Source organism: Klebsiella ornithinolytica NBRC 105727 = ATCC 31898 (genome assembly GCF_001598295.1).
Taxonomy (GTDB): domain Bacteria; phylum Pseudomonadota; class Gammaproteobacteria; order Enterobacterales; family Enterobacteriaceae; genus Klebsiella; species Klebsiella ornithinolytica.
Genome location: NZ_BCYR01000002.1, coordinates 310,141 through 330,975 on the forward strand (window position 1 = coordinate 310,141; position 20,835 = coordinate 330,975).

Below are 20,835 nucleotides of genomic sequence, written 5' to 3' on the forward strand. Positions count from 1 at the left end.
TGTCAGGGTGGAGAAGAAAGATGGCTGAAACACTGACCGTACGCGTCGCAGAACGCGAAATCCAGGGCGCCGATGTGGTGGTCCTGACCCTGGCTTCGCTGGACGGCGCTCCCCTGCCGCCGTTTAGCGCCGGGGCGCATATCGATCTCTATCTCGAGGAGGGGATCGTTCGCCAGTATTCACTGTGCGGCAGCCCTCATCATCCGCAGCAGTATCGCCTGGGCATTCTCAAGGATCGGACATCGCGCGGAGGATCGCTGTCGGCGCATCGGCTCCAGGTCGGCGCCACGGTGACGATCGGCACGCCGCGCAATCTGTTTGCGCTTGAGATGGATGCCAGCCACAGCCTGCTGATTGGCGGCGGGATCGGGATTACGCCGATGCTGGCGATGGCGGATACGCTGTTCCGCGCCGGAAAATCTTTCGCTATCCATTATTGCGGGCGGCGCCGCGACGGGATGGCCTTTTTGCACGAGCTGGCGGATTGCCCTTTTAGCGACCGCGTCCATCTGCACATCAGCGAGGAAGGAGAAAAAATCCGCCCTCACGAAGTGCTGGCCCCGCACCGCGCCGCCGCTCACGTCTACGTCTGCGGCCCGGAAGGGTTTATGGACGGGATAGCCGATGCGGCGCGCGGCTGCGGTTATCCGCCCGAACAACTGCATCAGGAGTTTTTTAACCGGGAAGTGGAAACCGGCGGCGCCAGCTTTACCGTCGAGGTCCCCGAGCTGGGCCTCACCGTTGCCGTCGGGGAGAACGAAACCATTGTCGCCGCGCTGAAAAATGCGGGGATCAAGGTCAAAGTCTCCTGCGAACAGGGGGTCTGCGGAACCTGCCTCGCCAATGTGTGCAGCGGCGTGCCGGATCACCGCGATGAGTATTTAACCGATGAAGAACGCGAAGATAACGACCAGATCCTGCTGTGCTGTTCGCGGGCCAAAACGCCCCGGTTGGTTATCGAAAGCTTCGAATACGTCAAACTGAAATAACGGATACCGCTATGAACCTGACATCTGATTTCCGTAACGCCATGGCACAACTGGGCAGCGCTATCACGATTATCACCACCGATGGTCCGGCAGGCCGCTTTGGCTTTACCGCCTCCGCCGTATGCAGCATCACCGATTCGCCCCCCACGCTGCTGGTGTGTATGAACCGTTCTTCTTTCGCCCATGGCAAATTTAAAGAGAACGGCGTGCTGTGCGTGAACGTGCTCTCCGGTCAGCATCAAAACCTGTCCGCCATCTTTGCCAATAGCCAGCTGCGTTCGGAAGAGCGTTTTTTACACGACCAGTGGCTGACGCTGGAAACCGGCTCACCGGTGCTGGCGACGGCCGTCGCCAACGTCGACTGCACCATTTCTACCAGCCATGAAGTGGGCAGTCACAGCGTGTTTTATTGCGAGGTCAGACAGATTCGTCATCACCAGGCCGGCGACGGGCTGGTGTGGTTCAACCGCCAGTTCCATACCCTTAGCGCGCAGCCGTACCGCTAAGGTTCACCCTAACGAAAAATACCCTATCGCATAATGCCGCCCTCATACGCTTCGGGTTGCATCATGGCGTCAGCTCTTCGGCGCCCTCTTTTCACCTGTACTGGAGTAGATGTGATGTCTGGAACTGCAAGCGATACGCCGGTTAGCACTCCCCAATCAATGCGCAAATTGATTATCGGCTCTTTTCTGGGTAACTCCCTGGAATGGTATGACTTTTTTCTTTACGGTACGGCGGCGGCGCTGGTCTTCGGCCCCCTGTTCTTTCCGGCAACCGATGATCCGCTGCTCGGGGCCTTTCTGGCCTTTTCCGGTTTTGCCATCGGCTTTATCGCCAGGCCGCTGGGCGGCATTGCCTTTGGTCATCTCGGGGATAAATACAGCCGTAAAATGACCCTGATTATCACCCTGACGTTAATGGGCGCCAGTACCTTTCTGATTGGTCTGCTGCCAACCTATGAACACATCGGTATTCTGGCGCCAGTCGCCCTGATAACCCTGCGTTTTATCCAGGGCGTCGCCTCCGGCGGCGAATGGGGCGGCGGCGTCCTGATGCTGAGTGAGAATGCCCCGGCGCAACAAAAAGGCTACTACACCGCCTGGAGCCAGGTGGGGGTCTCCGGCGGATTTGTACTCTCTTCGCTGGCTTTTTATCTGGTGCAGCTGCTGCCGCAGGAAGATGTGCTGGCCTGGGCGTGGCGCATCCCTTTCCTGCTGAGCCTGTTTATCTTTCTGGTCGGCGTCTATATCCGGCGCAACATTGAGGAAAATGCCGAGTTTGTCGCCCGAAAACATGCCTCCGGGGAGAGGGAGGTGCAGCTGCCGGTGCTCAGCGCCTTTAAACATCACCCGAAAGCGATCTTGCAGGCCATTGGTCTGCGGCTGGCGGAAAACGGCGCGGTCTACATCTTTTTCACCTTTTCCGTAGTCTATTGCAAACATATCGGCATTGAGACCAGCCAGGTGATTGCCGCCGTGACCCTTGCCATGACGGTGGAGATCGCCACGATTCTCGGCTGGGGCTGGCTGTCGGACCGTATCGGCAGGAAAACGCTCTACTATATTGGCGTGACCGGCATGGCGCTGGTCGCCTTCCCGTTCTTCTGGCTGCTACAAATGCATAGCTTCCCGGCGATTCTGCTGGCGATGCTGCTGGCGCTGCCGGTATGTCACGGGGCGATGATCGCCGCCCAGCCGTGCATGATGGTGGAGCTATTTCCAGTTGAAGTGCGCTATACCGGTCTGGCGCTGGGCCACGAGATTGGCGCCGTTATCTCCGGCGGGATAAGCCCGATGCTGGCGGTCGCATTTTTAATGAAATGGGACAGCTACGTCCCGGTGGCGCTGATGCTGCTGGCCTTTGCACTGCTGGCCCTGGTGGCGCTGTTCAGCATTCGTCATCCCGCGACGCCGCGCCAGCAGCAGCCGGCGCTGTAAATCCCTTCGGATCGGTCCGCAGGGATGCGCGCCGCTTCGGCAACCAGAACCACCGGCTGAGGCATTGCCTGCCGCCGCTCTGATAAATTTAATTTTAAACAAAACAATGAATAAACAGGCACTTATTGCCGAGAAATAAAAAATATTTCCACGCCACAATAACGCTTAATTATTATTCATATATCAGTATGTTTGGTTTATCAGAAAGGCAATATTTATGAAAAAACTCCTTCTCGCTCTGGTTACCGCAGCGCTGTTGCTGCCGAGCCTCTCGGCTAACGCGACTTACCGCAGTGATAACCGTCAGGACGCACGCGATACCCGCCAGGATTCACGCCAGGGCGGACGCGATGCCAAACAGCAGTGCGTCAGAGACAATAATCAAAGCAACGCCAGCTGCCGCCAGGATAAACGCGATAACCGTCGCGATGGCCGCCAGGATGCGCGCGACGAAAAATGGTAAGTTAAGCGCTCACGGGCAGGCGTGGCTACCGCGCCCGCCTTCCCCCGCGCCTTGAGATTCAGCACAACGCCTCCCCTGTTATCAGAAATGCCGGCCTGACTCGGGGCGAATCAGCGCGTCAGGTTTAAGCTTTCCAACGGAAAGGGACGATCCTGCACCACGGTTTTCATCACCAGCGTCGAGCGCAAATGCTGCACCCCGGGCATCGCCGAGAGTTTGTCATCATAGAGTTTTTGAAACGCCGGGAGATCCCGGGTGACCACGTGCATCAGGTAGTCCGGATCGCCAAACAGCCGCTGGGCCAGCACGATCTGAGGGATCTCTTCAACCGCCTCTTCAAACGCGCTCACCGCTTTTTTATCACCCTCTTTTAAGGTCGCAAACACGATGGCCAGGAAATTAAAGCCCATTTTCAGAGGATCGAGGTTGGCCCGATAGCCGGTGATAACCCCTTCCTGCTCTAAAGCCCGCAGCCGTCGATGACAGGGAGAGAGGCTCAAATTGACCCGTTCAGCCAGCTCGGTAATCGACAGACGACCATCGGATTGCAGCTCAGCAATAATTTTTCGATCTATGCTATCCATTTGGAAGATTTTCTCTTAAACAGGGGGTTTTCAGCATAACATTGAAAACTTATTTCCCGTAAATCCCGATATTCTTTTCCTCTACAGAATACGGATACCGACGGGGGATCGTTATGCGCAATACCTTGAAACACGGTGGAGAGAGCCGGTCATGGAGATGAGTTTTATCGCCGGGTTCTGGGTTGTCTCTTTCCTGCTGATCATCACACCCGGTGCCGACTGGGCCTATACCATTAGCGCCGGCATCCACGGACAACGGGTGCTTCCCGCGGTGATCGGACTGATGTCCGGGCATCTGCTGGCGGCCATTATCGTGATCGCCGGGATCGGCGTGGCCGTTACCGGTCACCCGCTGGTGCTGTCGCTGATCACGCTGCTGGGCGCAGCCTATCTGCTGTGGCTGGGGATCGCGATTTTGCGTCACCCCACCACGCCTGACGCCGCAACGCAGCAGGCCGGAAGCTGGAACCGTTGGGCGCTAAAAGGGTTATGTATTAGCGGGCTGAATCCAAAAGTCTTTCTCTTATTCTTCGCCCTGCTGCCACAATTTACCGATCCTGAAGGACGCTGGCCGGTTGCACTGCAAATGTCGGCCCTGGGAAGCATTCATCTGTTGACCTGCACGCTGATCTATTTTCTGGTTGGCTACGGGTCAAAAAGGCTATTAACCCACCGGCCGGAGGTGGCAAGAAGAGTCAGCATGATCTCCGGAGCGATGATGGTGGCGATAGCCATCCTGCTATTCTACAGCCAGCTGAAATAACGCTGCAGACGCGGGATGAACAAAATAGATTCACACCGGTTTAAGTTATTTGTGCCCTCTCGACAGGGGGCCATCGCCCTGTCTGCATATTTCGCTGCAAGGGTTTGAATCTATTCGCCGTAAAAAACACCCTTTCTCTATGATACCGGGGAAAGGCTCCAGATAACTCCAGTAATCTTCATAAAACCCCAAAACTGCATCTTAACAAACAACAGGATAGCCAGAACCCTCAAGCGAAAAGCGTCAAATAACTCCAGTAACCCCCCTGACCGCCACCATTTTCGCGCGCTACGCATACGAAATCGCCCTCCGGCCCTTAGCCGAAATTAAGTCCCGCGCTGAGAGGAGGCTTGTGCCGCCGGGCTTATTATTACTATTCTCGAACATAATTTTGCAGTATGGTTTAATCATTGTTGTAGTGATGCAGTGAATGCTACCCAGGCGAGTATATCGTTCTTCGCGTTCTGCGAAGCGCTTCGTGGAATATTCACCAGGCCAGAGCCGGATTCACTTTTGTAAGGAATGGCGGCAGGTTAACGGGCATTTAATTATTAGCAGACCAGACACAAAAATCCTTCAACCTGCGCCGAGGCGACAAGGGAGAACCCGGAGATGATTTATCCATCCCCGTCCACTAAGAGATCCGCCAGTCGTGATATCTCATGGCAGAGCGGCATGTATCAGGATGTCGATATTCGTTGGGCTAGCGCCAGAGCGATGCCCTGCGCCCCTGTATCACCGGCGTGTGCAACCAGGAGGAATGAAGGATGATCGGGACATGCTCCCCCCCAGGAACAGCGTCATTGTTTAACCCAAAAAGATTTAATCCATTGTATTCCATGAAGTCATTCGTTCCAGAGCATGGAGATACTTCATGATTCAACTAAATACCCGCCTTCTGATGACCCGGTTCAGCTTGATACAAGCTGGAGTACGTGACACGTTTTAAAAGTGCCTGGCGCGATGGCGAAATATAAGCGAAAAAATGTTCAATCGGACAACAAAGCTGGCCTGACGACAACGAATAGTTCGTAATATACGCCTGCAATTAAAAGGGAATATAATGAAGAATAATGCCGATATCAAAAAAAGGAACTTCCTTACTCAGAATGAGATTGAATCGCTTCTTAAAGCGGCGAACACCGGAGCACATGCTGCCCGAAACTATTGCCTGACATTACTCTGTTTTATTCATGGGTTTCGCGCCAGTGAAATTTGCCGCCTGCAAATATCTGATATTGACTTGCGCTCTAAGTGTATTTATATCCATCGTCTTAAAAAAGGATTTTCCACTACCCATCCTTTACTCAATAAAGAAATTCAGGCACTGAAAAACTGGCTGGATATTCGAAAAACCTATCCGCATGCCGACAGTGAATGGCTGTTTTTATCGCGTAAAGGCAATCCGCTTTCCCGCCAGCAGTTTTACCAGATAATATCCTCCTCCGGAGGCACCGCCGGATTAACGATTGAAATTCATCCCCATATGCTTCGCCATTCATGCGGATTTGCGCTGGCGAATATGGGTATCGATATCCGCCTTATTCAGGACTACCTTGGCCACCGAAATATCCGCCATACCGTCTGGTACACCGCGAGCAACGCCGGGCGTTTTTACGGCATCTGGGACAATGTAAAAGAGAAGCAGCGTAACAGCATTTTGCAATGACGGTCCGGGCGTCAAAAGGAGTTGACGCCTGATACTCTCGATGGCGTTAAAATGAACAACGATCGCTGAAAACATTAATAAATATTAACCATGCGTTAATTACGATTATTGTTCCCGCAAGTTCTTATTTCATACATAATACGGTTCCTGCTGAAACCCTTGTAAATACTCAGGATTTCAATTCGTTATTTATTGTCAGGTTAAACCATTCAGCATTATATTTTCCGTCCAAAGCCAGCTTCTCATTCACTTTTTTTCCTCGTAATTTGATGTACCTGGCAAGAAGCCTTGCTGTCACTATTGTGATATGCCATAAAATCTATAAAAATAAGAATTGTCGTGTAGCTATATTTTAACGATGTGTGAATGTAATGTGACCATCTATTTTTACAGCTTCAACATCATGGCAACGTGAAGAATGAACTGTATATGTACCTTTATATAATACGCCTTTAACACTGCGGATTATTTTTTAACCGTCCTGATAATTGCTTCAGGACGCTGTCTTCGTGCAAATTAATTTCAGGAGCATTGTATTGTGAATCGACGTCGTTTTCTTACCGCCAAAGAAGTTCAGGCAATGATGCAGGCGGCACGGCAGGGTCCAACCGGAGAGCGGGATTATTGCCTTATCCTGCTGGCCTTTCGTCACGGGATGCGCATCAGCGAACTGCTCGATCTGCACTATCGCGATCTTGACCTCAATGAGGGCCGCATCAACGTCCGTCGGTTGAAGAATGGATTTTCGACCATCCACCCGCTGCGATTCGACGAGCTGGAAGCTATTGCGCGCTGGACCCAGGTTCGCGCCGGCTGGAAAGCGGCACAAAAAACCAATGCGATTTTTATTTCCCGCCGCGGCACTCAGCTTTCCCGCCAGCAGGCCTATCGGATTATTCGTAGCGCCGGCGAAGAGGCCGGAACCGCTACCCACACTCACCCGCATATGCTGCGCCATGCCTGCGGCTATGAACTTGCGGAAAGAGGGACAGATACCCGTTTAATTCAGGATTATCTGGGTCATCGCAATATTCGACATACAGTGCGTTATACCGCCAGCAATGCCGCGCGTTTCGCAGGATTATGGGAAAGAAATAATCTGCTTGAAGAAAATTCTCATGGTTCGAAGAAATGATTTATTCATTTGATAAATAAGGATAAATTTAAAAATGAACAAGTCAATTGGGGCCAAACTGTTTATATCATAAAAATGTTTTGCAATCTTTTGCAACTGGCAAGTACATATATTCTCACGAATTAAATTCATCCGATTGATTACTATCATATTTTACCCTTAAGAAACTTTACTTATCTCTTCATCCTTTCCGCTTACCCGTCATCTCATCCGCCCTGACCTCGCCCGATGACCGACCTTCTTCAAAACAAAAAAACAGAAAATAAAACCAACAAACAATAAATAAAAAGAATAATAACCTAACAACAATCTAAAAAAACCAAAAAACCAGGTGTTTATCTCAATGAGTCAAAATGGCCCCAATTGACTCATCAGTTGGGCGAAAACTGCGCAGAGCCGGCAGTCGAACCATTCGGCTGATACATGGAATGCCTGGAAGGCACGACGACTGCCAATTTCGGTTCGTAATATCGACATTGTTTAAAGGAAAACAGCATGAAAATCAAAACACTGGCTATCGTTGTTCTGTCAGCCCTGTCTCTGAGTTCCGCGGCGGCCCTGGCTGACACCACCACGGTTAATGGCGGCACAGTGCATTTTAAAGGGGAAGTGGTCAACGCGGCCTGTGCCGTTGATGCTGGCTCTATCGATCAGACCGTTCAACTGGGCCAGGTTCGTTCAGCCAAACTCGCTACTGCAGGCAGCACCAGCTCTGCGGTCGGTTTTAACATCCAGCTGGATGATTGCGATACTACCGTCGCAACCAAAGCTTCCGTTGCATTCTCCGGTACTGCCGTAGACAGCAGCAACACCACCGTTCTGGCACTGCAGAACTCTGCAGCCGGTGGCGCGACGAACGTTGGCGTACAGATCCTCGACAGCACCGGTACTCCGCTGGCGCTGGACGGCGCAACCTTCGGTGCAGCAACCACGCTGAACGACGGCACCAACATCATTCCTTTCCAGGCTCGCTACTACGCGACTGGCGCGGCAACCGCAGGTACTGCTAACGCCGACGCAACCTTCAAAGTGCAGTACGAATAATTCACTCATCACGCAAGGACGCTGCTCGGGCCAGGATGGCCCGTTATCCACAACAGGACTGGGGTGATAACGATGCAAGGAATGAAATCTGGCCTGCTGTTTTTTTTACTGTCGCCGCTCGCGCTGGCCGGAAACCAGTGGAATGTGACGTTACCCGGCGGAAATATGCGCTTTCAGGGCGTCATTATTGCCGAATCCTGCCGCGTTGAAGCAGGAGACCAGCAGTTGACGGTCAACATGGGACAGATCAGCAGCAATCGGTTTCATTCGCCAGGGGAAGATACTGACCCTGTTCCTTTCGATATTCATCTCCAGGATTGCAGCACCGCCGTCAGTCAACGGGTTGGTGTCGCCTTTCATGGCGTCGCTGATGGCAAAAATCCGGACGTGCTCTCGGTTGGCGAAGGCCCCGGCATCGCAACCGGTATCGGCGTCGCGCTGTTCGACAAAGAAGATCGCCTGATTCCGCTCAACAGCCCACCGGGCGCCTGGTCACGACTGTATACCGGCCCCACCACGCTCCATTTTGTCGCTAAATATCGGGCGACCGGACATCAGGTTACCGGCGGAGCCGCAAATGCTCAGGCCTGGTTCTCTCTGACCTATCAGTAATTAACCAGCAGGCATACCGGATGCAGGACATAACGGCGAGTATAAAAGGGGAAAACGTGAGAAAAACACTGGGGATGACACGCTGCTTACTGGCGGGCTTATTGATGATAACGACCGCCGGTTTCGCTGCGCGTGCCGAAGCGGGCGTGGCGCTGGGAGCCACCCGCGTTATTTATCCCGCCGGACAAAAGCAGGTTCAGCTGGCGGTGACCAACAATGACGACAACAGCACCTATCTGATTCAGTCGTGGGTCGAAAACGCCGACGGACAAAAAGACGGGCGCTTTGTGATCACCCCACCGCTGTTCGCTATGCAGGGCAAAAAAGAGAATACGCTGCGCATAATCGATGCGACCAACGACAAGCTGCCGCAGGATCGGGAAAGTTTGTTCTGGATGAACGTGAAAGCCATCCCCTCCATGGATAAATCAAAGCTTAGCGATAACACGCTGCAGCTGGCGATTATCAGCCGCATCAAGCTCTATTACCGCCCGGGGAAACTCGCGCTGTCGCCGGATCAGGCGGCAGAGAAGCTGACGTTTCGCCGTAGCGCCAACACGTTGACGCTGATCAATCCCACGCCCTACTACCTGACGGTGACCGAACTCAATGCCGGCACCCGGGTGCTGGAAAATGCGCTGGTTCCGCCGATGGGGGAAGCCTCGGTAAAAATCCCGTCCGACGCCGGACGCGACATCACCTACCGGACGATTAACGACTACGGCGCACTGACCCCACGGATGAAGGGCGCACTGCAATAACCACGGGGAAATAGCGTTCTCCCCTGAAATATAAAAAGAACTGACAGCCGGGCGACTTCGGACCGGAGGGACTATGTCACATCTGAAATATGGATCGGACCGCCTGGGTGCGCGGCGCCGCGCGTCGGGATCGGCTCGCGTCTTTGCCCGGTTCCCTTTTGCCCTTTTGCTTGCCATGCAGGCCTTTTCCGCGCAGGCGGAACTTTACTTTAACCCGCGTTTCCTCGCCGATGATCCTGCCGCAGTGGCGGATCTGTCGAATTTCGAAAAGGGTCAAGAGGTGCCACCGGGCACCTATCGCGTCGATATCTATCTGAATAACGGCTTTATGACGACTCGCGATGTCACCTTTAAGAGCGGAGAGAACCACCACGGTCTGGCTCCCTGCCTGACCCGCGGCCAGTTGGCCAGCATGGGCGTCAACACCGCCGCCGTGTCCGGTATGAATGCCCTCGCGGCCGATGCCTGCGTGCCGATGGCGGAGATGATCAAAGAGTCGACCAGCCGTTTTGACGTGGGCCAACAGCGCCTGTATCTGACCGTGCCACAGGCTTTTATGGGCAATCGTGCGCGCGGATATATCCCGCCCGAACTGTGGGATGACGGCATCACCGCCGGGCTGCTGAACTACAACTTTACCGGCAACAATGTCCATAACGATATCGGCGGCAGCAGCAACTATGCCTATTTGAATCTGCAAAGTGGCCTCAACCTCGGCGCCTGGCGCCTGCGCGATAACACCACCTGGAGCTACAGCAGCGGCGGCAGTTCATCGAGCAACGAGAATAAGTGGCAGCACGTCAACAGCTGGCTGGAGAGGGATATTGTTCCCCTACGCTCACGCCTGACGCTCGGCGACAGCTATACCAACGGCGACGTGTTCGATGGCATCAACTTCCGCGGCGCCCAGCTGGCCTCTGACGACAATATGCTGCCGGACAGCCAGAAAGGTTTCGCCCCGGTCATTCACGGGATTGCCCGCGGGACGGCACAGGTCTCGATCAGGCAAAACGGCTATGAGATCTATCAGAGCACGGTGCCGCCGGGACCGTTTACGATCGACGACCTCTATGCCGCCGGGAACGGCGGCGATCTGCAGGTCACCATCAAAGAGACCGACGGTACCCGCCAGGTCTTTACCGTGCCGTGGTCAACGGTGCCGGTGCTGCAACGTGAGGGCCATTCGCGCTTCGCCCTGACGGCGGGGGAATATCGCAGCGGTAACGACCAGCAGGAGAAGCCGAAATTCTTCCAGGGGACATTGCTGCACGGCCTGGCGGCGGGCTGGACGCTGTACGGCGGCTCCCAGCTTGCCGACCGCTACCGTGCCTTTAACCTCGGCGTCGGCAAAAACATGGGCGAGTTCGGCGCCGTATCGCTGGACGTGACCCAGGCCAACGCCACGCTACCTGATGACAGCAAGCATCAGGGGCAGTCGCTGCGTTTTCTCTATAACAAATCGCTTAACGAAGTCGGCACCAATATTCAGCTGGTCGGCTACCGCTACTCCACGCGGGGCTATTACAGCTTTGCCGATACCACCTATAGCCGGATGAGCGGCTACGACGTCGAGACCCAGGATGGCGTTATCCAGGTGAAGCCTAAATTCACCGACTACTACAACCTCGCCTACAGCAAACGCGGCAAGGTGCAGGTCAGCGTCACCCAGCAGCTGGGACGCACCGCCACGCTCTACCTGAGCGGCAGCCATCAGACCTACTGGTCAACCGGCAAAGCGGACCAGCAGCTGCAGGCCGGACTGAACACTGCGGTTGACGACATCAACTGGACGCTGAGCTACAGCCTGACCAAAAACGCCTGGCAGCAGGGGCGCGACCAGATGCTGGCGGTCAACGTCAACATTCCGTTCAGCCACTGGCTGCGCTCGGACAGCAAATCAGTATGGCGCCATGCCAGCGCCAGCTACAGCATGTCGCACGACCTCGATGGCCGGATGACCAACCTCGCCGGGCTGTACGGCACGCTGCTGGAGGACAATAACCTGAGCTACAGCGTGCAGACCGGCTATGCCGGCGGCGGCAACGGCGGGAGCGGCGGTACCGGATACGCGGCGCTGAACTATCGCGGCGGCTACGGTAACGCCAACGTCGGCTACAGCCGAAGCGATGGCCTGAAACAGCTGTACTACGGCGTAAGCGGCGGCGTGCTTGCCCACGGCAACGGCGTCACCTTGAGCCAGCCGTTGAACGATACGGTGGTGCTGGTTAAGGCCCCGGGGGCCGACAACGTGAAAGTGGAAAACCAGACCGGGGTGCGTACCGACTGGCGTGGCTATGCGGTGTTGCCGTACGCCACCGAATATCGTGAAAACCGCGTGGCGCTGGACACCAACACGCTGGCTGACAACGTCGACCTGGATGATGCGGTGGTCAGCGTGGTGCCCACGCACGGCGCCATCGTGCGCGCAGATTTCAAAGCGCACGTCGGCATGAAGCTGCTGATGACGCTAACCCGTAATGGCAAGCCGGTTCCGTTTGGCGCCATGGTGACCTCAGCCAATAACCAGAGCGGCAGTATCGTGGCCGATAACGGGCAGGTTTATCTGAGCGGTATGCCGCTGGCCGGCAAAGTGCAGGTGACATGGGGTGAAGGCCCCGATGCCAGCTGCGTGGCCGAGTATCAGCTGCCGCAAGAGAGCCAGAAGCAGGCGTTGAGCCAGCTGTCTGCCGTCTGTCGCTAAGGAAGAAATGATGATGACCAAATCGCTGTATCTGCTGGGAGCCGTGCTGTCGCTGGCCATCGCCAACGCTTTCGCGGCCGACAGTACCATTACCATCAGCGGATATGTCCGGGATAACGCCTGCGCGGTGGCGGGTGAGTCAAAAGACTTTACCGTCGACCTGATGGATAACGCCGCTAAACAGTTCAACACCATCGGCGCGACAACGCCGGTGGTGCCGTTTCGTATCGTACTGTCGCCCTGCGGCAGCTCGGTGACCGCGGTCAAAGTGGGCTTCATCGGCGTGGCGGATAACGACAACACCAGCTTACTGAAGCTGGACAGCGGCGCTTCGGCCGCGGCGGGCATGGGGGTGCAGATTCTCAATGGTCAGCAGATGATGCTGCCGCTGAACGCCCCCTCAACGGCGATCGCCTGGACGACGCTGACGCCCGGGCAGACCAATACCCTGAACTTTTATGCGCGGTTGATGGCCACCCAGGTGCCGGTTACCGCCGGGCACGTCAACGCGACAGCGACATTCACGCTGGAATTTCAGTAACCGGAGGTTGAGATGAAATGCATTCCCCGAGAATGGCTTCTGGCGGGCGCGCTGGCACTGGCCTGCTCTCCCCTACAGGCGGCCGATATCACGATCACCGTTAACGGCAAAGTGGTCGCCAAACCCTGTACGGTCTCGACCACGAATGCCACCGTCGAGCTCGGCGACCTGTATACCTTCAGTCTGGTCTCGGCAGGCGCCGCTTCGGCCTGGCACGGCGTGTCGCTCGATCTGAGCAACTGCCCCATCGGCACCTCGCGCGTCACCGCCAGCTTTAGCGGTACCGCGGACGCCACCGGGTATTACAAAAACCAGGGTACCGCCGGCAATATCCAGCTGGAGCTGCAGGATGACGGCGGAACCACGTTGAACAACGGCGCCACTAAAGCAGTCCAGGTCGATGACTCAACGCAGTCCGCCCGCTTCCCGCTACAGGTCAGAGCATTGACGGTTAACGGCGGCGCCACCCAGGGAACCATTCAGGCGGTGATTAGCGTCACCTACACCTACGCCTGAATCAGGAGAGTAAGTTGATGAAAAAAATGATGACCCTGTTGACCACGCTGCTGCTGTTGGGCTGGTCGGTTAATGCCTGGTCCTTTGCCTGCAAAACCGCTACCGGGGCGACGATCCCCATCGGCGGCGGCAGCGCGAACGTCTACGTCAACCTGACGCCGGCGGTGAACGTCGGGCAGAACCTGGTGGTCGATCTCTCCACGCAAATCTTCTGCCATAACGACTATCCGCAAACCATTACCGACTACGTGACCCTGCAACGAGGCTCCGCCTATGGCGGGGTGCTGTCGAGTTTTTCCGGCACCGTAAAGTACAACGGTACCTCCTATCCCTTCCCCACCACCACGGAAACCGCGCGGGTCATCTATGATTCAACCACCGATAAACCGTGGCCTACCGTGCTCTATCTGACGCCGGTCAGCACCGCTGGCGGGGTGGCGATCACCTCCGGTTCCCTGATCGCGGTGCTCATTCTTCACCAGACCAACAACTATAACAGCGACTCCTATCAGTTTGTCTGGAACATTTACGCCAACAATGATGTGGTGGTGCCGACCGGCGGCTGCGATGTCTCCGCTCGCGATGTGACGGTAACGCTTCCGGATTATCCTGGCTCAATGGCCGTTCCGGTGACGGTTCATTGCGCGCAAAACCAGAATCTCGGCTACTACCTTTCCGGCACCACCGCCGATACCGCCAATTCGATCTTCAGCAATACCGCTTCGACGTCGGCGGCGCAGGGGATTGGCGTACAGATGACGCGTAACGGCAGCATCGTGCCCGCCAACAGCACGGTGTCGCTGGGTACGGTCGGCACTTCGCCGGTCAATCTGGGGCTCACCGCGACCTATGCGCGAACCACGGGTCAGGTGACGGCAGGTAATGTGCAGTCCATTATTGGGGTGACGTTTGTCTACCAGTAAGGGCTGCGCGACGCAGGCCTCCCCGCCGGTGGACTATATTCTTTCGCCCTGCGCGATAGCCGCCGAGGGGCTGTCTTCCCTGATGGACGACGGCGGCCTGCTGCGGCCCAGGCGCCTGTTCCCTCAGCTTCACGAGGCGCTGTTAATCCCCGATATTGTGACCGTCAGGCGTATCGTGGTTTTTTTACCCGACGATCCGTTCTGGCTGCTGCTCACTCTGCGGCAGGCGGGGCTGCTGCTGAAACACAGCGCCGTTCCGCTGCCGATGCTGATCCTCAGCCGCAGCCCGGCCAACTGGCTGTGGCAGACGCTGTTACATCAGGTCGGCAAGCCGCGCCATCTGGCCAGGGTACGGGCCGTCGCCTCTGATTTACCCTGTCGACAGCTGGCGGCGCTGCTCAGACCCGACGGCGGACAACGCTATCCCCTGCTGGCGCAGCTGGCGTCTCAGGAGATGATTATCTGCGCTAAACCGGCCGCCGGCGTGACCAAACCAGAACTGAGCACCGCGCTGGACTGGCTGCGGGGATTCAGCATCAATCATCAGGCACAACGTCGGGGGCTTAGTCACAAAACCCTCTACACCCAGAGAAGCTCAGGACTGAAAAAGATGGTTGAACATCATCCCCATCTGGCCAACCGTTTTCCCGGTAGCCAGACCAAAGGACAGAAAACGAGCGCGATTACCGCGCTCTCCGCTTTTGAACGCGAGTTCATCCATGCCATTCACTGCCGGCAAGTGTTTCCTGTGTTTCAGCCCATCACCGATGGCCGCCTGATGTTACAGGGCATCGAAATGCTGTCGCGCTGGCGACGCAATGGCGATGTACTGTTGCCAGCCGAGTTTCTGCCGCAGATACGCTCGGAATATGCCTGGCTGCTGCTCACGGCATTTGTCCTGCAGGAGGCCGTGCAGAATATCAATCAATACCCGGGCGACTATTATTTCGCGGTTAACATCCCGCCGGTCATCGCCAACAACAGCAACATTATCCGGATGATGGAGGCGGCCCGTCAGCAGCTGCAGGAACCGCAGCAGGGTGAGAGGCTGGTACTGGAATTTGCCGAAACTGTCGATCTCAATCGTCACAGTAAAACGGGCGATACGATCGCCCGCTTACAGCAGCAGGGCTTTCGCATCATGCTTGACGACTGCTTTTCGCGCAGCAGCGTCCTGTTTCCAGTCCGCACCGTGCGCTTTAATGAGTACAAGCTGGATATCAGTATCGTCAACGATCTGCAGCGGGATCCCCACGCCCTGGCGCTGATCAAAAGCCTGATCTATTACTGCCAGCTTTCCGGTAGCCGCTGCATTGCCGAAGGGGTCGATAGCCTGGAAAAATTTAATATGCTGAAGGCGTTGGGCATCGATCGCTTTCAGGGCTATCTGATCTCACCGCCGGTCACTGGCGATAATCTGGAGGATCTTATTCAGCGTTTTTCGCCGGGACGCTATCCCACCAGCATTGCCGGGTAAATCCCATCCATTTTCAGCTCCGTCCAGCATGAGAAACCCGACCATCCGGGTCGGGATTCTCCATTAAACTTCAGCCCTGATATCAATTCACATGGCTATGGCGTCAGGGGTAAAACCCCTGGCTCCGGGTTCGGCTTCGCGGCGGGACTAACGGGCGTAATCCACCGGCTCTCGATGAGCAGCAGCGGGCCGTTGGCAGCGGGCTGGACTGCTCAGCCGTCTCCATTTCCCAGTCTGGTTACCTGTCAGGCCGTTCAGCTGGTGAGATCGGCGGCACATCTCAAAGAGGCATTTGACGGTAGAGAGGATGAATCTGAGGGTTGGGTTGAGCGAGAAGCGGGCGTAACATCTTCGGGATAGTGTGGGAATGGCGTTGTCCCGTCAACCGTTTCAGGCTGATGTTTTACCTGGCAGCATACTTTATGCTGGTCACATTCATTTTGCAGGATATGAACATGATAACCGTAGAGAAGTCAGATCCATTTTCTTCAGAATCCCATCGCTTAATCGAAATGCTGTCGGCAGAACTTGCCGCTATTACGGGTGATAACGGCAAAAGCAATTTCACCGTTGAAGCAATGTATGAGGACAAAGCCTTATGGGCATTGGCAAAGAATGCTCATGGCGATGCAATAGGATGCGGAGCTATTCGGCCGTTAACGCCAAATATAGCCGAGCTTAAAAGAATGTTCTCAGACCGAAGTGTGCCAGGAGTTGGGAGAGCTTTACTTACTTTTCTGGAAACATCTGCAAAAGAGATGGGATATAGCGAACTTAGACTGGGAACTCGACACATCAACCAACGGGCTGTAAATTTCTACGAGAAATATGGATATATACGCATCGAGAATTACGGCCCCTACATAGGTAGGACAGAAGCCGTCTGTTTCTCAAAAGAATTGCGCTGATTGTATTAATCGGACCTGCAATCCACTCCTGGCACGAAGCGGACGAGCTGACTGGGCTGAAGGTCCCCTGTGAGCAAGCGGCGTACCCGATCTTTTGACATTCCCAACAATGGATGCATGCCGGGATGATTGATTGAACATTTGATTGTTAAACAACGGAGTTTTTATGGCCAGGTGTGTTTTTGCATTTTTTTTTATGTTATGCGCATTTGCGGTAAATGCTGCTGATGGCGGTAATGGTGGTGATGGAGGGAATTTTTCTGATGGAGGAAACGGTTCAGACGGTAGTAATACTGTCTCTACTCCGGGCCGCGCGGGTTGTCCGGGCGGAACCAATCCAGACCGTTCGGGAAAATTTTATCTTCCCGGTACAAAACAGCAATGCAATCCCGGGAAGCAGGATGCAATGAAACGCTCTAAGTAAAAGCGGCTGACCTTATCCTCATTGGGTCAAAGGTGATTCACGGGCAACGTCCCCGCCTGACACAAACCAGCCACTCACTCCCCCAACGACATTGGCTTACTGCCCCCCGGCGGCAGGCCGAATAATTTACGCACCCGGTTAAGAAACGCGCCATAGGGGCGGCCCAGAAAAAGCATCATCAAGGCGGCGCCGAGCGTGCCTCGGACCAGGCCGCCTCCCGAGGCACCGCTGAAAGCAATGATCGATGCATAGAGGGGGACCTGAAAGCTGACGAGAGCAATGCTATCCCATAACAGCCTGGATACCTGACTCTCTCCGGCTCGCTTCATCAACCAGTCCCGCCATATGCCGTAGGGTCTTGCTACCGGAACCATCAGGACCGCCCCTAAAAGACGGGCGTGGAAAATTTGCTCCCACGTCATACCGGCAATCATGCGTTCATTAATGATGCCGGTGGTCGTGAAAAAGAGGATCAGCGCGACGGTATCTGCCAAAAATGCCGTCCGACGCCTGGTCTGTTGCTGGCGCTGAGACAAATGAGATTTCCTGTCGTAGCGGGATGGAGAACACGCGATTTCCTCCCCAAAGAAGCATAAAACTATAGCATACGGTCATTTTCCGGGTCGCAGCCGCACATCGGCGAGATAGCCTGCGGTTCTCATTGCCGGCCTCTTACCCTCTGCCACGGCCGGCGGCGCATCACTGCCGCCCTCAAATAACGCGCCTGCGACCAGGGGGATGCATATAATCAATCCCATTGACGCTAAGCGCCAGGTAGCAAAGCGCACGCCTTGCCACTGCCCGAACTCACAAGATATCGCACCTTGTCAGGTGGTAAAAAATAATAAAAGTCCCTGACGGACTTCGCACCAGGCCGGTACGACGATGCTGGCCGGAATATTGGCTTTAAATGGGATAAGACTATGGGTTCACAGGTATCCGCAGCGGAAGATTCACTGCTGCGGCACAGGTCGTTCGTCACCTTTTGGCTGGCGCGCACCTGCTCATCATTCGGTTTTCAAATGTTTTCGGTTGCCGTTAGCTGGCAAATTTATGCCATCACCCATAGCGCGATGGCGCTCGGGATGATCGGCCTGATGCAATTCTTACCCTCGGTCCTGCTGGCGCTCCCTGCGGGACACCTTGCGGATCAGTTCGATCGGCGACGGATTGTACTGCTTGGCCAGTTCATTGAATGGATAGCGTTACTCGGGCTGGTTGCGCTGACGCTGCTGCATTGGGCGGACAAGATTGAGATTTGGGGGCTGGTCTTTTTAATCTCGGTGGCAAAAGCGCTGGAGTGGCCGGCAATCACCTCTATGCTGCCGGCGCTGGTACCGCCGCCGATCCTCGCGCGCGCGATGGCGGCCAGTTCCGTCGGAGGACAGGCGGCGGTCATTATCGGCCCAACGCTTGGCGGTCTGCTGTACGTGGCGGGTCCGGAAGTGGTGTACGGCGTATCGGCGCTGTTCTATCTGTTCTCTCTTGTACTGGTAAGCCGACTGCGCTACGAGCGGCCGCCGCAAACCCGTCTGCCGATGAACCTCAAAAACCTGTTTGCCGGGGTGCATTTTATCCGCGAGCGAAAAGATGTGCTGGGCGTGATTTCGCTCGATCTGTTTGCCGTCCTCCTCGGAGGCGCGACGGCGCTATTACCGATCTTCGCCCAGGATATTCTCCATACCGGCCCATGGGGGCTGGGGATGCTGCGCGGCGCCCCTTCGGTTGGCGCGCTGCTGGTGGGCGTCTGGCTCAGTCGCCACAAGCTGGAGAAAAACGTGGGTCTGATCATGTTCGCCTCGGTGGCCGGCTTTGGCCTGGCGACGCTGGTGTTTGCGCTTTCTGCTCAGCTGTGGCTTTCCCTGCTGGCGTTAGCCGCGCTGGGTGGGTTTGATATGGTGAGCATGGTGATTCGCGGCGCGCTGGTACAGCTGGATACGCCGGATGATATGCGCGGCCGGGTCAATGCGGTGAACGCTATCTTCATTAATACCTCAAACCAGCTTGGGGAGTTTGAGTCTGGCCTGCTGGCAGCGTGGATGGGTGCCGTACCGGCCGCGGCGCTTGGCGGGATTGGCACGCTGGTGGTGGTCGCGATATGGATGACCATTTTCCCGCACCTGCGCAAAAGGCAGAAGCTGGAAAACGAGGGCCCGGGCTGACGACAGAAGCGCTTCCCGGTCGCTACGCCGGAAGTCAGGCAACAGGCCGGAACCATGCTGGCGCCAGAATATTATTCGCCATCATCGCCAATAACAGGCATCCCGGATGCAAAAGCCCTTCATCATCCAAAACTGAGCACCGGCTGAGACCGGTGCTTTTATTTCAGGCCCGGATATCATCGTACTCGCGGGTATTATCAAACTCATGTTTCGCAAAGGGACATAGCGGGATAATTTTACGCTGTTCTCCGCGCATCTTTTCCACCACTTTCGCCACCAGCTGTTTGCCTACCCCCTGCCCTTTCAGGCTCTCGTCGACATCGGTATGTTCAATAATGCTGAGATGTTCGCCGGTGGGAACAAAAACAATTTCCGCGACCTGATTCCCTGCCGCATCGTTGACGTAGAACTTGTTATGGCCTTCCAGTATTTCCATCATTTCCTCACTTATTTCTGGCGATACTTCAGGGCGCCGCTCGGGCAGGTGTCGATCACACGCACGACGGTGGCGACATCCACTTCATCCGGGATGATCCACGGCTTACGCTTCAGGTTGAAGAGTTTTGCGCTACCGCGAACGCAGTTCCCCGAGTGCTGGCAGATGTCCGTGTTGAAGTAGACATCAATCTTCTCGCCGGTGTATGCCCGGTAGCCCGCCTCCAGTAATTCCTTATCCATGACATTGCCTCAATTATTTTTCTTGTTCAGGAGCTAAGCATAGCCCCGCCGCGGAACGCCAGCTATGGTGAAATCAAAAATCACCTTCATATATGTCATAAGATTTATCGCATTAATGCGAAATAAACGCTTTTATATTCACTTTTCCTGCAGGAGCGGCGCTGACGCCCCCCATAAAATAGACAGCCCGTCTCTTCCCTTTGCTTTTATTTCCCCGTGAGGGCGATTAAACTCACTCCACAATGGTATGAGCGCTCAGGAACTATCCTTTGAATTATCGAGTGAAGCTGGCACGTCCGGCGCTATTATTCATGTTCTTATTTCTCTCTGGTTGTTCATTATCACCAGCGATTCCGGTATTAGGCGCCGCATTTCCTGGCTGGTTTTTCTGTTTATTGGGCGGCGTGCTGTTGCTCATTCCCTGTCATATCCTGATCGTTCGCAAAGGCTGGCAATCACGTTTTTCTCCGCTGGTATTCAGCTACCTGGCTCTGATGTTCCTGTTCGCCACGCTCCTGTGGTTCCTTTTCTTTGTTTACTAAGCC

At 55.2% G+C, this 20,835-nt stretch carries 23 protein-coding genes; 19 read left to right on the forward strand and 4 right to left on the reverse strand.

The features are described from left to right. The first annotated feature begins 20 nt into the window (after positions 1–20). From ROR01S_RS05435 to ROR01S_RS05450, 4 genes are all read left to right on the forward strand, one after another. Complete coding sequence (locus tag ROR01S_RS05435) at positions 21–989, forward strand: PDR/VanB family oxidoreductase (protein WP_064359182.1); 969 nt, start codon at positions 21–23, stop codon at positions 987–989. 11 nt (positions 990–1,000) lie between these two features. Then, the gene (locus tag ROR01S_RS05440) at positions 1,001–1,495 is read left to right on the forward strand and encodes a flavin reductase (protein ID WP_064359183.1); all 495 of its coding nucleotides are present in this window, start codon (positions 1,001–1,003) and stop codon (positions 1,493–1,495) included. 159 nt (positions 1,496–1,654) lie between these two features. After that, positions 1,655–2,929 (forward strand): MFS transporter, encoded by a 1,275-nt coding sequence (locus ROR01S_RS05445; protein WP_015585811.1) that lies wholly within the window; start codon positions 1,655–1,657, stop codon positions 2,927–2,929. 217 nt (positions 2,930–3,146) lie between these two features. Then, positions 3,147–3,392, forward strand: coding sequence for a hypothetical protein (locus tag ROR01S_RS05450; protein ID WP_004867273.1), 246 nt, complete (start codon positions 3,147–3,149; stop codon positions 3,390–3,392). Between the two features lie 110 nt (positions 3,393–3,502). On the opposite strand, the gene ROR01S_RS05455 is transcribed toward ROR01S_RS05450, so the two are convergent. Continuing rightward, positions 3,503–3,976 carry an Lrp/AsnC family transcriptional regulator gene (locus tag ROR01S_RS05455; RefSeq protein WP_004867276.1) on the reverse strand — a complete coding sequence of 158 codons (474 nt, stop codon included), beginning with the start codon at positions 3,974–3,976 and terminating at the stop codon, positions 3,503–3,505. Positions 3,977–4,127: 151 nt separating this feature from the next. Here ROR01S_RS05455 and ROR01S_RS05460 point away from each other — a divergent pair, with 151 nt between their 5' ends. From ROR01S_RS05460 to ROR01S_RS05520, 13 genes are all read left to right on the forward strand, one after another. After that, positions 4,128–4,739 (forward strand): LysE family translocator, encoded by a 612-nt coding sequence (locus ROR01S_RS05460; RefSeq protein WP_064359184.1) that lies wholly within the window; start codon positions 4,128–4,130, stop codon positions 4,737–4,739. Between the two features lie 1,063 nt (positions 4,740–5,802). Next, positions 5,803–6,408, forward strand: a complete 606-nt coding sequence (locus ROR01S_RS05465) for a tyrosine-type DNA invertase (RefSeq protein ID WP_064359185.1) — start codon at positions 5,803–5,805, stop codon at positions 6,406–6,408. A 538-nt stretch (positions 6,409–6,946) separates the two neighbouring features. Next, positions 6,947–7,543: a type 1 fimbria switch DNA invertase FimE gene (gene fimE, locus ROR01S_RS05470; RefSeq protein WP_004867283.1), complete on the forward strand. Its 597-nt coding sequence runs from the start codon at positions 6,947–6,949 to the stop codon at positions 7,541–7,543. 495 nt (positions 7,544–8,038) lie between these two features. Next, complete coding sequence (gene fimA, locus ROR01S_RS05475; protein WP_004867288.1) at positions 8,039–8,587, forward strand: type 1 fimbrial major subunit FimA; 549 nt, start codon at positions 8,039–8,041, stop codon at positions 8,585–8,587. A 72-nt stretch (positions 8,588–8,659) separates the two neighbouring features. Next, the gene (fimI, locus tag ROR01S_RS05480) at positions 8,660–9,199 is read left to right on the forward strand and encodes a type 1 fimbrial minor subunit FimI (RefSeq protein ID WP_032718216.1); all 540 of its coding nucleotides are present in this window, start codon (positions 8,660–8,662) and stop codon (positions 9,197–9,199) included. A gap of 20 nt (positions 9,200–9,219) precedes the next feature. Beyond that, the gene (locus ROR01S_RS05485; protein ID WP_004867293.1) at positions 9,220–9,960 is read left to right on the forward strand and encodes a fimbria/pilus periplasmic chaperone; all 741 of its coding nucleotides are present in this window, start codon (positions 9,220–9,222) and stop codon (positions 9,958–9,960) included. 73 nt (positions 9,961–10,033) lie between these two features. Then, on the forward strand, positions 10,034–12,661 hold the full coding sequence (locus tag ROR01S_RS05490; protein ID WP_064359186.1) for a fimbrial biogenesis usher protein: 2,628 nt from the start codon (positions 10,034–10,036) through the stop codon (positions 12,659–12,661). A 10-nt stretch (positions 12,662–12,671) separates the two neighbouring features. Then, positions 12,672–13,202, forward strand: coding sequence for a type 1 fimbrial adaptor subunit FimF (gene fimF / locus ROR01S_RS05495; protein ID WP_064359187.1), 531 nt, complete (start codon positions 12,672–12,674; stop codon positions 13,200–13,202). A gap of 12 nt (positions 13,203–13,214) precedes the next feature. After that, the gene (fimG, locus tag ROR01S_RS05500) at positions 13,215–13,718 is read left to right on the forward strand and encodes a type 1 fimbrial minor subunit FimG (RefSeq protein WP_015585803.1); all 504 of its coding nucleotides are present in this window, start codon (positions 13,215–13,217) and stop codon (positions 13,716–13,718) included. Positions 13,719–13,744: 26 nt separating this feature from the next. After that, positions 13,745–14,641, forward strand: coding sequence for a fimbrial protein (locus ROR01S_RS05505; protein ID WP_054829215.1), 897 nt, complete (start codon positions 13,745–13,747; stop codon positions 14,639–14,641). Between the two features lie 28 nt (positions 14,642–14,669). After that, positions 14,670–16,118 carry an EAL domain-containing protein gene (locus tag ROR01S_RS05510; protein WP_064359269.1) on the forward strand — a complete coding sequence of 483 codons (1,449 nt, stop codon included), beginning with the start codon at positions 14,670–14,672 and terminating at the stop codon, positions 16,116–16,118. Between the two features lie 455 nt (positions 16,119–16,573). Continuing rightward, on the forward strand, positions 16,574–17,026 hold the full coding sequence (locus ROR01S_RS05515) for a GNAT family N-acetyltransferase (RefSeq protein ID WP_224050117.1): 453 nt from the start codon (positions 16,574–16,576) through the stop codon (positions 17,024–17,026). 166 nt (positions 17,027–17,192) lie between these two features. Continuing rightward, positions 17,193–17,450, forward strand: a complete 258-nt coding sequence (locus tag ROR01S_RS05520; RefSeq protein ID WP_071934212.1) for a hypothetical protein — start codon at positions 17,193–17,195, stop codon at positions 17,448–17,450. 74 nt (positions 17,451–17,524) lie between these two features. On the opposite strand, the gene alaE is transcribed toward ROR01S_RS05520, so the two are convergent. Continuing rightward, positions 17,525–17,986: an L-alanine exporter AlaE gene (gene alaE / locus ROR01S_RS05525; protein ID WP_004867308.1), complete on the reverse strand. Its 462-nt coding sequence runs from the start codon at positions 17,984–17,986 to the stop codon at positions 17,525–17,527. A gap of 387 nt (positions 17,987–18,373) precedes the next feature. On the opposite strand from alaE, the gene ROR01S_RS05530 reads away from it, so the two are divergent. Further along, positions 18,374–19,612, forward strand: a complete 1,239-nt coding sequence (locus ROR01S_RS05530; RefSeq protein WP_015585798.1) for an MFS transporter — start codon at positions 18,374–18,376, stop codon at positions 19,610–19,612. Positions 19,613–19,775: 163 nt separating this feature from the next. Here ROR01S_RS05530 and ROR01S_RS05535 read toward each other — a convergent pair whose 3' ends face one another. After that, on the reverse strand, positions 19,776–20,048 hold the full coding sequence (locus ROR01S_RS05535) for a GNAT family N-acetyltransferase (protein WP_004867312.1): 273 nt from the start codon (positions 20,046–20,048) through the stop codon (positions 19,776–19,778). A gap of 11 nt (positions 20,049–20,059) precedes the next feature. Next, positions 20,060–20,290, reverse strand: coding sequence for a 4Fe-4S mono-cluster protein YjdI (gene yjdI / locus ROR01S_RS05540; protein ID WP_015585797.1), 231 nt, complete (start codon positions 20,288–20,290; stop codon positions 20,060–20,062). Between the two features lie 311 nt (positions 20,291–20,601). On the opposite strand from yjdI, the gene ROR01S_RS05545 reads away from it, so the two are divergent. Then, positions 20,602–20,832 carry a YtcA family lipoprotein gene (locus ROR01S_RS05545; RefSeq protein WP_369974010.1) on the forward strand — a complete coding sequence of 77 codons (231 nt, stop codon included), beginning with the start codon at positions 20,602–20,604 and terminating at the stop codon, positions 20,830–20,832. Positions 20,833–20,835: the final 3 nt, after the last annotated feature.